We start from the raw sequence: 13711 nt of genomic DNA on the forward strand, positions 1-13711 counted from the left end.
CGTAGGCCGGGTAAGCGTAGCGCCATCCGGCAAAACAGGGCTGCCTGGACGGCAATCAACTTACCAGCTGCCTGAGCAGCGCAAAGGCTTCTTTCATCTTGTCTTCGCTGACCACAAAGGCACGCAGTTGATTCTCTGCATCCAGGCCTTTCGCCACCAGCCCCTCTTTGGCGGCCACAATATTCCACGTCAGATCGTCGCGGCGGGTGTCGCCGGCCAGATGCAGCGGCAGGTCCGGGGTCTTCACTTTCACCAGCATCGGCGGCAACGTGAGCTCGCCCGTCTGCGCCAGCAGGTTTTTACTCAGGCACAGCGCGCTGAGTAAAATCGGCTGCAGGAACGGCAGCACCATGCCGTTGATTTCCGCGCAGTCGCCGAGGGCGTAAATCGCCGTGTCGCTGGTTTGCAGCTGGCTATTGACCACCACGCCACGGTTAATCTGTAATCCGGCGTGGCGCGCCAGCGACGTTTCCGGGCGTAGGCCGGCGGCGGCCACCACCGCATCCACGGTTATCGCGCGCTGGCGATCTAGGCTGACGCGGATGCCATCGGCGGTTTGCTCCAGCCCTTCCAGCTGCGATTTCAGCATCAGATGTACGCCCATCTCGGTAAGCCGATGCTGCAGGCGGCTGCTGGCCTCCGGCGGCATCAGCGCCGCCAGCACGCTGGCGGAGTTATCGACCACTGTTACCGCTTTACCGGCGCGACAGAAATCCATCGCCAGTTCACAGCCAATCAGGCCGCCGCCGACGATCAGCACCCGCCTGGCGTCGCGAAGCTGGCTCTGCGCCGCGCCGTATTCGCGCTGGCTGTTCAGCGTCAGCATCAGCTCGCGTCCCGGTACCGGGGGGATAAACGGCGTCGCGCCGGTGGCCAGCACCAGTTTGTCGTAGCGCCACTGGTTATCTTGGCTCTTCACTAACCGGTTTTCGGCGTCGATATCGCTCACCCAGGTGTGGGGAAACAGGCGCAGAGTGTACTGCTCGGCGAACTCGCCCGCGCTTTGCAGGGTGAGATCGTCGGCGTTCTGCCCGCGGCTGATGACATGGCTGAGGTCCGGTTTGTTGTACTCATCCATGCTATCGGCGGCGATGAGGGTCAGCGGGATTTGCGTATCCTGCTTACGGATATTTTTCACCAGCTGGCGGGCCGCGAAGCCCGAGCCGATGATGACGATGCCATCACTCATTTTGCCTCCGTCGCCAGAACGTCAAAGACATCTTTGCCAAGAGAACACTCAGGGCAGAGGAAATTGTCCGGCACTTCACTCCACGGCGTACCCGGCTGGACATCCTGGTTGGGTTCGCCTTTCGCCGGATCATAGACCCACTGGCACACGCTGCACTGCATCATGGGACCGAGATCGGCGGCGGCGCAGGCGCAATCCTGTGGTTCCGGCGTTGTCGCTGCTTCAGCAACCGGCAGCGGCGAGAGGGCCCACTGGCGGGCGATGTCGCGTCCGTGTTGGCGGCACAATTCCAGCGCGTCAATATCCGGGCGCCATTTGGCTTTCAGGCTCAGCGACATCTCAAACCCAGCATCCTGCAGGCGGGTGGACAGGCGGTCTACCGCGCCGCCGCTCCAGCCGTGCGAGCCAAAGGCGCTGGCGCGTTTATTGCGAAAACGCAGCCCGGTCATCTCTTCCACCAGCCCGGCGATTTTCGGCATCATCACGTTGTTCATGGTGGAGGTGCCCACCAGCACGCCTTTCGAGCGGAAAACGTTGGTGAGAATGTCGTTTTTGTCGCTGCGGGCGACGTTGAAGATTTTTACCGCTACCCGCGGGTCGACTTCAGTGATCCCCTGAGCGATAGCATCCGCCATCATGCGGGTGTTGTTGGACATGGTGTCGTAGAAAATCGTGATGCGATCTTCCTGATAATCCGCCGCCCACTCGAGGTATTTCTCGACGATTTGCGTCGGGTTATCGCGCCAGACCACGCCGTGGGAGGTGGCAATCATCTCCACCGGCAGGTTGAAGCCGAGGATCTCAGTAATTTTTGGCGTCACCAGACGGCTAAACGGCGTCAGGATGTTGGCGTAGTAGCGCTGGCACTGTTCGTACAGTTCAATCTGGTCCACTTCATCGTTGAACAGGTGTTCGTCGCAGTAGTGCTGGCCGAAGGCGTCATTGCTGAACAGCACCGCATCGCCGGTCAGGTAGGTCATCATGCTGTCAGGCCAGTGCAGCATCGGTGTTTCCACGAAGATCAGCTGTTTACCATTACCGATATCGAGAGTATCGCCGGTTTTCACCACGTGGAAGTTCCACTCCGGATGATGATGGTGGCCGTTGATCGAGTCGATAGCGTTGGCGGTGCAGTAGATCGGCGTATCCGGGATCTGCATCATCAGCTCAGTCAGCGCGCCGGCATGGTCCTCTTCGGCGTGGTTAATGACGATATAGTCGAGGTCGGCCAGATCGATTTCGCTGCGCAGGTTCTGCACGAACTCGCGGCTGAATTTATGATCGACGGTATCGATCAGCACGTTTTTCTCTTCGCGGATGAGATAGCTGTTGTAGCTGCTGCCGCGCAGCGTTTTATATTCGGTGCCGTGGAAATCACGCACTTCCCAGTCACGTTGGCCAACCCAAAGAATGTTATTTTTCACCACAATAGACATAGCAACCTCAATTAATACAGTGTGTTCAAAGTAAGTTGACTTGCTTATTTCAAGTTGCGTGCCAACTTTTTAACTCATTGATAATTATCTATTTTTAATTTTTCTGATTTTGGTTGCTGTCAAAATGACAATAGCTAAAATAGTCGATATGACAATGTATATTGTCAAAATGACAATGGAGCGGCAATGAGTTTTTCCGTCGACGAGCTGGCGAGAATCGCCATTGATTTACAAAGCGATATTGGTCACACCGACCGTTTTTCGCGCCTGATTACCACCCTGCGGCAAATCCTCGGCTGCGATGCCTCGGCGCTGCTGCGCTATGAGGCGCATCAGTTTGTGCCGCTGGCGATCGATGGCCTGGCGCAGGATGTGCTCGGTCGGCGATTTGCGCTGGAAGGGCACCCGCGGCTGGAGGCGATTGCGCGCGCCGGGGATGTGGTGCGCTTCCCGGCAGATAGCGACTTGCCTGACCCCTACGACGGGCTGATCCCCGGTCATGAGAGCCTGAAGGTTCACGCCTGCGTTGGCCTGCCGCTGTTTGCCGGACAGACGCTGATTGGCGCGCTGACCCTTGATGGGATGGATGCCGATCGTTTTGACAGCTTCAGCGATGAAGAGCTGCGGCTGATTGCCGCCCTGGTGGCTGGCGCCTTGAATAACGCGCTGCTCATCGCCCGCCTTGAGGCGCAAAACGTGTTGCCGGTGCAACCGGTGAATGACGCGCAGCCTGAGCGTCAGGAGATTATCGGCCTGTCGGCGCTTATGCTGCAGCTGAAAAAAGAGATCGATATCGTCGCCGCCTCGGATTTAAACGTGCTGATTAGCGGCGAAACCGGCACCGGTAAAGAGCTGGTGGCGAAGGCGGTGCATCAGGGCTCTCCGCGGGCGGCCAACCCGCTGGTCTATCTCAACTGCGCGGCGCTGCCGGAAAGCGTGGCGGAGAGCGAGCTGTTCGGCCATGTGAAAGGGGCATTTACCGGGGCTATCAGCAACCGCAGCGGTAAATTTGAGATGGCGGATAACGGCACCCTGTTCCTTGATGAAATTGGCGAACTGTCGCTGGCGTTGCAGGCGAAGCTGCTGCGCGTGCTGCAGTATGGCGATATTCAGCGCGTCGGCGATGACCGCAGTCTGCGAGTCGATGTGCGGGTGCTGGCGGCGACGAACCGCGATCTGCGCCAGGAGGTGGTGGAAGGGCGCTTTCGCGCCGACCTGTACCATCGGCTGAGCGTCTTTCCGCTGTCGGTACCGGCGCTACGCGAGCGGGACAGCGATGTGGTGCTGCTGGCGGGCTATTTCTGCGAGCAGTGCCGCCTGCGAATGGGGCTGGCGCGGGTGATACTCAGCGAAGCGGCGCGCGGCAGGCTGCAGCAGTGGTCCTGGCCGGGCAACGTGCGCGAACTGGAGCATGCTATTCATCGGGCGGTGGTGCTGGCGCGGGCCACCCAGGCCGGCGATGAAGTGGTGCTGGAGCCGCAGCATTTCCAGTTTGCGGTGACGGCGCCGATGTTACCGACTGAGACGGCGGCAGCAGTACCTGCGATGGAGAAGGTCAATCTGCGCGAGGCGACCGACTCTTTTCAGCGGGAAGCGATTAGCCGCGCGCTGGAGGCGAACCAGCGCAACTGGGCGGCGACCGCCCGTGCGCTGGAGCTGGACGTCGCCAACCTGCATCGGCTGGCGAAACGTCTGGGACTTAAAGGATCCCTGCCTGGTAAAAATTCTGCAGGTTGATGGCGCCGACCAGTTGGCCGTTTTCATCCACCACCGGCGCGGCGCTGATTTTGTGTTTCATCAGCCGCTCTTTGGCTTCCACCGCGCGGCTTTCCGCCTGCAGCGTCACGCCGTTGCGGGTCATCGCCTGAGTGACGCCATCGTTGAGCGTGCCGCCAGCAACCAGCCAGCGGCGCAGGTCGCCGTCGGTGAAGACGCCCTGTACGCGATTAGCTTCATCGCAGACCGCCACCAGGCCGAGCCCGGTTCGGCTGAGTTCGAGCATGGCGTCCATGACGTTGGCCTCGGCATTGACCCGCGGCACTTCTTCGTCGCGGCGCATCAGGTGATGCACCTTGTTCAGCAGACGCGCGCCGAGGGCGCCCGCCGGGTGGGAACGGGCGAAATCTTCTTCATTGAAACCGCGCGCCTGCATCACCGCCATCGCCAGCGCGTCGCCCAGCATCAGCGTGTTGACGGTGCTGGAGGTCGGCGCCAGGTGCATCGGACAGGCTTCGCGCTCCACGGCGATATCCAGCACCGCTTTCGCCGCCAGCGCCAGCGGCGAGGTGGATTTGCCGGTCATCGCCAGCAGCGGAATGGATTTCTCTTCCAGCCGCGGCACGATGAGATCCAGCTCTTTCGCGCTACCGGAGTAGGAGATAAACAGCATCACGTCGCGGCTGTCGAGCATGCCGAGATCGCCGTGCAGGGCTTCCGCCGGATGGACGAAAAAGGCCGGGGTGCCGGTGCTGGCGAAGGTTGCCGCCAGCTTTTTACCGATGTGGCCTGATTTACCGATACCGGAGACAATCAGTTTGCCCTCGCAGTGGATGATGGTTTCCGCTGCGCGGATGAAGTCGTCGCCCAGGCGTTCCGGCAGGCGGCTCGCCTCCTGCAGCTCAAGCATCAGGGTCTGGCGTCCGGCCTCTAACAAAAAGTTACTCATGATGTTCTCCAGTAATAATGACTTCAATACCTTTGGCTTCCAGCGCCCGCTGGAATTCAGGGTCAATATCGGCATCGGTAATCAATTTATCCACGCGCTCAAGGCCGCAGACGATATTGGGACTTTTACGGCCAAACTTGGATGAGTCGGCCATCAGGATCACTTCGCGGGCGGCGTTGCACATCGCCTTACTGACGGTATACACCTCGTTAAAGGTGGTAACGCCTGCCACCAGATCAATGCCATCGGTGCCCATAAACAGTTTGTCGAAGCTGAATTGTTCGAAAGCGTTTTCCGCCAGCTGGCCGTGGAATGAAGCCGATTTTTTACGGAAGGTGCCGCCCGGCATCAGGATGGTCTGCTCGTTATCGAACTCGGAAAGCGCGTTGACGATATGCAGGCTGTTGGTCATCACCGTGATGTTATTGAAGCGGCTCAGCAGCGGCACCATCTGCAGCACGGTGCTGCCGGCGTCGAGGATAATTGAATCGCCATCGTGGATGTAGCGTACGGCGGCCTCGGCAATCTGCGCTTTCTTATGGGTGTTGATCAGCGTCTTGTGGTCGATAGGCGGGTCGGCCTCGTCTTTATTCAACACTACGCCGCCGTAGGTGCGGATGACGGTCCCGGCATTCTCCAGTATCACCAGATCCTTGCGGATAGTGGTGCCGGTGGTGTCGAAGTGTTGCGCCAGCTCTTCGACCGAGCATTTGCCCTGCGATTGCAGGTGCTCGAGAATGGCTGCCTGGCGCTGACGTGGTTTCATAGGCGTTGTATCCTGCGTTTAAGTTTCGAAGTGATAATTTCGCAAGATATTAACTTTCACAACGAAATTATGCATGTTTCGGATTAAGCGCTAATGATAGTGCATTCTGACAGAGCGGATCATTGGGAAAGATCACATCAGGCTGCAATTCCTTGAGATGTTTACCGGTAAGCGTGGGGATTTTTTGCGGACTGGCGAAGACGGTGAGGCCCTTCATCAATAGCGTGTCGCAGATACGATCGTTTTCATCGACGGCGATAGCGACAATCGCGCGTGGTTTAAAGCGCCCGGCGGAGCGGCCGACGCCAACGCGGCCCTGCTGGCAAAGGCTATCAAAGGCGCGATTGAAGCGGCGAATTTGCCAGCCGCCGAAAGCCAGCTGAGTCAGCCAGGCGATAGCGGCGACGGTGATTAATGCGGTAACCATAATGTCTCCTGAAGGTGGGGTACCGGGAACAACCCGGGTACCGTTTTTTTGTCGGGTGGCGGCTAACGCCTTACCCGACCTTCCGTTTTGTAGCCCGGATAAGCGCAGCGCCATCCGGGAACCTTTTAAAACATCACCTGGCCGCCGGTGACGTTAATTGACTGACCCGTGCAGTACGACGCCTGTGGGCTGGCGTAAAACATCAACACGTTCAGCACATCCTGGTAATCGCAGCCGCGTTTCAACGGCACCTTATCGATGTAGTACTGCTCGACTTCGCTCTCATCGATACCGAGCTTGGTGGCATATTGCGGCAGCAGCGACTGGAACATCGGCGATTTCAACAGATTGCCGAGCATCAGCGAATGGACGGTAATACCGTACTCCGCCAGATCCAGCGCCAGCGACTGGGTCAGCCCGACGCCGCCGAACTTCGCCGCGCTGTAGCCGGAGTTGTGCTTACTACCGACTTTGCCGGACTTCGAGTTGATCTGAATGATGCGTCCCTTAATGCCGTCGCGGATCATCAGCCGCGAGAACTCGCGGGCGCAGAGGAAATAGCCCACCAGGTTCACCTGCAGCGAGCGGTCGAAATCCCCCAGCGCGAAGTCGCTAATAAACGCCGCTTTGGCAATCCCGGCGCTGTACACCAGCAGGTCGACGCGCGTGAAAATCTCATCCACCCCGTGAGCCAGGGCAGTGACGCTGGCTTCGCTGGTGGCGTCGGCGCCGAAGCCGTATGCAGTGCCTTCGCCATATTCAGCGTTGATCTCCTGGGCGACGCGGCTGGCTTTTTCACTTTGAATATCGACCACCGCCACGCGGTAGCCCTCGGCGGCCAGACCGCGGCACAGAAACTCTCCTAAGGTTTGTCCGCCACCAATGACAACAGCAACCTGATTCATCTTTCTCTCCTTCTAAGCAACAAATTTCAGTACGCAGCCGGTCGCGATAGCATCCGGCACCGGGCCGGCGACGTGAACGGTTCCGGGAAACTCCGCTTCACGATGGCCGTCGAAGCGCAGGGTGATATGGCCAAGCTCACGCAGGTTTTTTTCGGCGACCTCGCCGACGGCGGTCACCGGATAACGCCTGTCACCGAGCTGCAGCTCTGCGCCCGGTACCAGGGGGCCGGCAAGCTCGCCGTGGTTGTGAATAAAGCAATACTCTTCGATATCCGCCGGGGCGCCCTCGCGGAAGGTGATCAGCATCTGCTCTTCCAGCGCCATCGTCGCGCAGGCGCCGATGCGGGTAATGGTGGTGTGGTAAATGACGGTCATCTTCAGGAACCTCTTACTGGTAAATAAATCCGGAAACGAACCACGCGATCAGCACCGTTGGCGCGCCGGTGAGGAAGCGGCTGACCAGCACCGACGGCACGCCAACGCGCACGGTATCCTGACGGGCTTCGGCCAGCGACAGGCCTACCGGGATAAAATCACAGGCGGCCTGGGCGTTAATGGCAAACAGCGCGGGCAGGGCGAGGTGCGGTGGAATGTTGCCAAGGCCGATCTGGACGCCGATCAGCACGCCGATGACCTGGGCGATAACGGCGCCGGGGCCGAGAAACGGCGACAGCAGCGGGAAGGAGCAGATCAGCGCCAGGGTCACCAGCCCCAGCGGATGGCTGGCAAGCGGCGCCAGGCCGTGGGCAATCCAGTCGCCGATGCCGGAGGCCATGATGATGCCGATCAGCGCCGAGACGAAGGCCATAAACGGCAGAATGGTTTTCAGCACCGTGTCGATGGTGTCGCGCCCGGCCTGGAACAGCACCGCCACCACCGATCCCATCCCCATGCCGACCTTAGCCAGCAGGCCGTCGCTCTGTTCGGTAATCTTCTTGCTGGCGTCATAATCGCGGCCTGCGGCAGGGAGTGGTTGCGCTGTCGTCTCGCCGCTATCTTCCAACAGTTTGATGTTCTCTTCTTTCACCCCGGAGACGTAAATATCCTCGACGATATACTGCGCCAGCGGCCCCGATTTGCCGGTGGCATGGATATTCACCGTAGGGATACGGCGCTTGGGATAGAGCCCGCAGCGCAGGGTACCGCCGCAGTCAATAATGGCGATGCCGATGTCGCTCTCCGCCGGTTCCCCCTCTTTAAAACCGTCCACCGCCTGCCAGCCAGTCAAGCTGGCGATGCGGTCAACGATCGCCGGGCGGGTGCCGGCGGTGATATAGACGATCTTTTTGCCTTCGACGACGTCGAGCTCAAGCGGGCCGCCCCAGCCGCCGGTGCCTTTCTCAATACGAATGCGGGTCATGATGTCGCTCCTGACAGATGCACTTTCCGGGCAAGCTGAATTGCCATTTTTCTCTCGAAAATAGAGGTGGTCAGGTCGGTGACCCAGCCGCGGAAGAAGTTGGTCACCAGCCCAACCAGCAGATAGCTCACCGCCAGGGGACCAAGCGGCAGGCCAAGCGTGGTGAGGCCGTTGGCGATGCCGAGATAAACAAACAGCTCGCCGGGGTTGATATGTGGAAAGAGACCGTTCATCGAGTGGCAGCTATAGGACGCCGCCGCGTAATAGCTGGGCTTGTACTTCTCTGGCATAAAGCGGCCGAGACTTAAGGTCATTGGGTTACAAAAAACGAAGGTGCCGATGCAGGGCAACAGCAGATAGCGGGAGATCGGATTTCCGGCGCAGCGCTGCGCCAGTTTTTCGATCCGCTGCTGGCCGATAAAGTTGATCAGCGCGTTCATGATCACCAGCAGGCTGATCAGTAAGGGGAGGATCCCGGTCACCATGCCGGTAAATACCTCGCCGCCTTTCTGAAACAGGCCGATAAACCACTCCGCGCCGTGGGTAACGACGTCAATCATTGTTCTCTCCTTCAGCGTGTTATTTTTCTTGCTAACTGCAGGCTGATTTTAATCACTTTGAAAGGTTTTAAAGTGTTAAATAGATCGCAAAATGAAAGATAAATATTTTATTTTGAAAGTTTGGCGGTAAAAGGATGAAACGATCAGGCGCATGACAGCATGCCGGGAAGGGGGCGGTGAAGGACTATTTTGTCTACAAACGGATTGCCGCTTTCTTGTTGGTCGTCGCATGCTTTACCATAATTATCCCTTGCTGAATTTGTTAAACGGAATTCCCATGTTGAAGCGTCGCTATCTGGCTTTACTTCCCCTTTGTGTGCTCCTCGCTGCCTGCAGCAGCAAACCCAAGACCCCCGCGGAAACGGAGATGGCGAGTGGAACCGGCGGCTTTTTGCTGGAACCGCAGCATAACGTGATGCAGATGGGCGGCGACTTCGCCAACAACCCGGCGGCGGCGCAGTTCATTGATAAGATGGTGGCGAAGCACGGCTTCGACAGGCAGCAGCTGCAGGAGATCCTGTCGCAGGCTAAGCGCCTGGATTACGTCCTGCGGCTGATGGATCGTCAGGCGCCGACCGGCCTGCCGCCGACCGGGCCGACCGGCGCCTGGCTGCGTTACAAGAAACAGTTTATTACCCCGGATAATGTGCAGAACGGCGTGGTGTTCTGGAACCAGTATCAGGATGCGCTGAACCGCGCTTATCAGGTTTATGGCGTGCCGCCGGAAATCATCGTCGGCATTATCGGCGTGGAGACTCGCTGGGGCCGGGTGATGGGCAAAACCCGTATCCTTGATGCGCTGGCGACCCTGTCGTTTAGCTACCCACGCCGCGCCGAATACTTCTCATCGGAGCTGGAAACCTTCCTGTTAATGGCGCGCAGCGAAAGCGACGACCCGCTGGATCTGAAAGGCTCTTTCGCCGGGGCGATGGGTTACGGCCAGTTTATGCCGTCGTCCTATAAGCAGTATGCGGTCGATTTTAACGGTGACGGACATATCAACCTGTGGGACCCGGTGGATGCCATCGGCAGCGTGGCCAACTACTTCAAACAGCATGGCTGGGTGAGCGGCGATCTGGTGGCGGTGCAGGCGCTGGGCCAGGCGCCGGGGCTGGAGAATGGTTTCAAAACCAAATACAGCGTGTCGCAGCTGGCGGCGGCGGGGCTGACCCCAACCCAGCCGCTGGGTAACCATCAGCAGGCCAGTCTGCTACGGCTGGATGTCGGCACCGGCTATGAGTACTGGTACGGGCTGCCGAACTTCTACACCATCACCCGCTACAACCACAGCACCCACTACGCGATGGCCGTCTGGCAGCTGGGCCTGGCGGTTTCGCAGGCCCGTGGCGGGTACTGATCCTTTCATCCGACTGACTGATTCCGCGCCTCCCCGGATAGCGGCGCGTAGCGCCTTATCCGGGCTACGATGTGGTATCCGGTTGGTAGCTCCGGTAGGCGCAGCGCGACCGGGGGAGAGTTCAATGACAGCTTGTCGCCCTTCGGCAACACTGCGGCTACGTTACTGACAGATTTCGAGCCTCCCCGGATAGCGGCGCGTAGCGCCTTATCCGGGCTACGGTCTGGTATCCGGTTGGTAGCCCCGGTAAGCGTAGCGCGACCGGGGGAGGAGGCCGCGCTTAACCTCCCGTTTTTTCCCGCCCGCATGCCTCTTGTTGACCTTTGTTACATTTCTGCCCACTGACACTGATTTACATTCTTTTTTCGCCTCTGTATTGTTATGTTATAACATTAAAAGAGGTGAAATATGTTCACATCAGTTTTTATGGCCTCCGGCGTGACGCGCGCGACCATCGCAGGCGTGCTGCTGGTGGCGCTATGGTTAGCGACCTGGTGGGCGGTGGAGCTGCCATGATTGAGCTGGAGCAGCTGGTCGCTGGCTATGACGGGGTGGCGATCACCCCTCCGCTGAGCGGGATGATATGCCCCGGCAGCCTGACGGCAATCGTTGGCCTCAATGGCTGCGGAAAATCAACCTTGCTAAAAACGCTCGCCGGGTTTCTTCCGCCAGTCAGTGGCCGCCTGCGCTGGCAGGGGAAACGGCCGGTGATTGGCTGGCTGGCGCAGCGCCATGCCCTCGAGTCGCAGTTTCCTCTCAATGTGCAGGATGTGGTGAGTCAGGGCGCATGGCCCGGCGTGTCGCTGCTACGCGGTCTGGGCGGCGATACCCGGCGACGTATCAGCGCGGTGCTGGAGCGGGTCGGGCTGGCGGGTCTGGCGAAATCGCCGATTGAGGCGCTCTCCGGCGGCCAGTTTCAGCGCATGCTGTTTGCCCGGGTGATGGTGCAGCAGGCGCCGTTGGTGATGCTCGACGAGCCTTTCACCGGCATCGACGAAGCGACCTGCCGCGAACTGATGGAATTGATCCTCGAGATGCATCAGCAGGGGCAGACCATCCTGGCGGTGCTGCATGATAACCAGCGGGTGGCCGACTTTTTCCCCGAGACGCTGCTGCTGACCGCCCAACGCGCCTGCTGGGGCGTCACCCGGGCGGTACTTCCGGCTTTCAGTCATGCGAGGTCGGCATGATCTGGCACACCTTCTTTCAGCCCTTTATTGAATTTGGTTTTATGCGCCGGGCTCTCGTGGTGTGTCTGGCGCTGTCGCTGAGCACCACCATGCTGGGCGTCTTCCTGCTGCTGCGGCGCATGAGCCTGATGGGCGATGCGCTGTCGCACGCCATTCTCCCCGGGGTGGCGGTGGGGTATCTGCTGAGCGGCATGTCGCTGCTGGCCATGACCCTGGGCGGCTTCATCGCCGGCATCGTGGTGGCGCTGGTGGCCGGGTGGGTGAGCCGGCGGACACCGTTAAAAGAGGACGCCAGCTTTGCCGGATTTTATCTGGGATCGCTGGCCCTGGGCGTCACCCTGGTGTCGCTGCGCGGCTCCAGCGTCGACCTCCTGCATCTGTTATTTGGCTCTATTCTGGCGGTCGATCGTGACGCGGCGCTGTTTGTCAGCGGCGTCGCCAGCCTGACGCTGCTGTGCATTGCGCTGTGCTATCGCGGTCTGGTCAGCGAGGCGTTCGACAGCGCCTGGCTGCAGGTGAACCACCCCCGCCTTCCCGCGCTGCTGCATGGACTGTTTCTGGCGCTGCTGGTGCTTAACCTGGTGGCGGGGTTTCAGGTGCTCGGCACGCTGATGGCGGTAGGGGTGATGATGCTTCCGGCGGTTGCCGCGCGCTGCTGGGCGCGAACGCTGCCGGGCATTCTGCTGCTGGCGGCGCTCTCCGGCGCACTCTGCGCCTGGCTGGGATTAAGTCTCTCCTGGGCGGTCGGTCTTCCCGCCGGGCCCGCCATCGTGCTGACCGCCAGCGCGCTGTTTTTTATTTCGCTGTTTTTTGGCACGCATAGCCGGCTGCTGGTCGGCTGGCGCAAATTGATGGGGTAAGGAAATGATGAAACGTAGTGCAATGGTTGTGGCGCTGGCATTGGGGCTGATGGCGCAGGGGGCGATGGCAAAAACGCTGAACGTGGTAAGCAGTTTTTCGGTGCTGGGTGATATGGTGCAGCAGGTCGGCGGCGAGCATGTCCATGTGGATACGCTGGTCGGCCCGGACGGCGATCCACATACCTTCGAACCTTCGCCGAAGGATAGTGCGCTGCTCAGCAAGGCCGACGTGGTGGTGGTCAACGGCCTGGGGCTGGAAGGGTGGCTGGATCGCCTGATTAAGGCCTCTGGTTTCAAGGGCGAGCTGGTGGTGGCGTCGAAAGGCGTCAAGACCCATACCCTTGATGAGGATGGTAAAACGGTGACCGATCCCCACGCCTGGAACAGCGCGGCGAACGGCGCGTTGTATGCGCAGAATATCCTCGATGGTCTGGTGAAAGCCGACCCGGAAGATAAAGCGGCGTTGACCAGCAGCGGCAAGCGCTATATCGACCAGTTGACGAACATCGACGGCTGGGCGAAAGCGCAGTTCAGCGCCATTCCGCTGGCAAAGCGCAAGGTCCTGACCAGTCATGACGCCTTCGGCTATTTTGGCCGGGCTTATCAGGTGACCTTCCTCGCGCCGCAGGGACTCTCTTCAGAGAGTGAGGCCAGCGCGGCGCAGGTGGCGGCGCTGATTAAGCAAATCAAAGCGGATGGCGTGCATACCTGGTTTATGGAGAACCAGCTTGACCCGCGGCTGGTGAAGCAAATCGCCAACGCGACGGGCGCTCAGCCGGGGGGCGAACTCTATCCGGAGGCGCTCTCCGCACCGGGTGGCGTCGCGGATAGCTATGTGAAAATGATGCGTCATAACGTGGCGCTGATCGCCGCCAGCATGAAGTAATCGTGCGATTTATCATCCCGGCGTCGCCGGGATGACTCATTTTGGATGTCCCCTCGTAAATTCCACACCTCGTCCCCATATCTCTGTGGAAAGTGCTATCTTTGATGGCC

General features: G+C 59.6%; 14 protein-coding genes. 5 read left to right on the top strand and 9 right to left on the bottom strand.

Translation table 11 applies throughout. The features are described from left to right. Positions 1-55 precede the first annotated feature (55 nt). Both norW and norV read right to left on the bottom strand, forming a co-directional pair. Entirely contained in the window at positions 56-1189 is a 1134-nt protein-coding gene (norW, locus tag CWM57_RS07630; protein WP_100675858.1) for an NADH:flavorubredoxin reductase NorW, read from the bottom strand. Then, positions 1186-2625, bottom strand: a complete 1440-nt coding sequence (norV, locus tag CWM57_RS07635) for an anaerobic nitric oxide reductase flavorubredoxin (protein WP_100675859.1) — start codon at positions 2623-2625, stop codon at positions 1186-1188. Before norV ends, norW begins: the two co-directional genes overlap by 4 nt. Before the next feature lie 186 nt (positions 2626-2811). On the opposite strand from norV, the gene norR reads away from it, so the two are divergent. Further along, on the top strand, positions 2812-4362 hold the full coding sequence (norR, locus tag CWM57_RS07645) for a nitric oxide reductase transcriptional regulator NorR (protein ID WP_100675860.1): 1551 nt from the start codon (positions 2812-2814) through the stop codon (positions 4360-4362). On the opposite strand, the gene gutQ is transcribed toward norR, so the two are convergent. The 7 genes from gutQ to CWM57_RS07680 all read right to left on the bottom strand — a co-directional run bounded on the left by gutQ (position 4325) and on the right by CWM57_RS07680 (position 9308). Beyond that, a complete protein-coding gene (gene gutQ / locus CWM57_RS07650) occupies positions 4325-5290 on the bottom strand; it encodes an arabinose-5-phosphate isomerase GutQ (RefSeq protein ID WP_047079014.1) in 966 nt (321 codons plus the stop codon). The genes norR and gutQ overlap by 38 nt on opposite strands. Next, positions 5283-6056: a glucitol operon DNA-binding transcriptional repressor SrlR gene (gene srlR / locus CWM57_RS07655; RefSeq protein WP_008806163.1), complete on the bottom strand. Its 774-nt coding sequence runs from the start codon at positions 6054-6056 to the stop codon at positions 5283-5285. The genes gutQ and srlR overlap by 8 nt, the downstream gene beginning before the upstream one ends. Positions 6057-6123: 67 nt before the next feature. Continuing rightward, positions 6124-6483, bottom strand: a complete 360-nt coding sequence (gene gutM, locus CWM57_RS07660; protein ID WP_061153566.1) for a transcriptional regulator GutM — start codon at positions 6481-6483, stop codon at positions 6124-6126. 125 nt (positions 6484-6608) lie between these two features. Next, positions 6609-7388, bottom strand: coding sequence for a sorbitol-6-phosphate dehydrogenase (gene srlD / locus CWM57_RS07665; protein ID WP_008806161.1), 780 nt, complete (start codon positions 7386-7388; stop codon positions 6609-6611). A gap of 12 nt (positions 7389-7400) precedes the next feature. Next, positions 7401-7763, bottom strand: a complete 363-nt coding sequence (gene srlB, locus CWM57_RS07670; RefSeq protein ID WP_074387777.1) for a PTS glucitol/sorbitol transporter subunit IIA — start codon at positions 7761-7763, stop codon at positions 7401-7403. Between the two features lie 13 nt (positions 7764-7776). Then, positions 7777-8748, bottom strand: a complete 972-nt coding sequence (locus CWM57_RS07675) for a PTS glucitol/sorbitol transporter subunit IIB (protein WP_074387778.1) — start codon at positions 8746-8748, stop codon at positions 7777-7779. Beyond that, positions 8745-9308: a PTS glucitol/sorbitol transporter subunit IIC gene (locus tag CWM57_RS07680; RefSeq protein WP_061153569.1), complete on the bottom strand. Its 564-nt coding sequence runs from the start codon at positions 9306-9308 to the stop codon at positions 8745-8747. The genes CWM57_RS07675 and CWM57_RS07680 overlap by 4 nt, the downstream gene beginning before the upstream one ends. A 277-nt stretch (positions 9309-9585) precedes the next feature. Between CWM57_RS07680 and mltB the strand changes: the two genes are divergently transcribed. The 4 genes from mltB (at position 9586) to CWM57_RS07710 (ending at position 13601) form a co-directional block, all read left to right on the top strand. After that, positions 9586-10665 carry a lytic murein transglycosylase B gene (gene mltB / locus CWM57_RS07685; protein ID WP_012540785.1) on the top strand — a complete coding sequence of 360 codons (1080 nt, stop codon included), beginning with the start codon at positions 9586-9588 and terminating at the stop codon, positions 10663-10665. Between the two features lie 479 nt (positions 10666-11144). Further along, the gene (locus tag CWM57_RS07700; protein WP_162677017.1) at positions 11145-11855 is read left to right on the top strand and encodes a metal ABC transporter ATP-binding protein; all 711 of its coding nucleotides are present in this window, start codon (positions 11145-11147) and stop codon (positions 11853-11855) included. Continuing rightward, a complete protein-coding gene (locus tag CWM57_RS07705; protein ID WP_061153571.1) occupies positions 11852-12715 on the top strand; it encodes a metal ABC transporter permease in 864 nt (287 codons plus the stop codon). Before CWM57_RS07700 ends, CWM57_RS07705 begins: the two co-directional genes overlap by 4 nt. Positions 12716-12722: 7 nt before the next feature. Further along, on the top strand, positions 12723-13601 hold the full coding sequence (locus tag CWM57_RS07710; protein ID WP_074387781.1) for a metal ABC transporter substrate-binding protein: 879 nt from the start codon (positions 12723-12725) through the stop codon (positions 13599-13601). Positions 13602-13711: the final 110 nt, after the last annotated feature.

This window comes from Klebsiella sp. G-Nf4, assembly GCF_002810615.1.
GTDB lineage: Bacteria > Pseudomonadota > Gammaproteobacteria > Enterobacterales > Enterobacteriaceae > Klebsiella > Klebsiella variicola.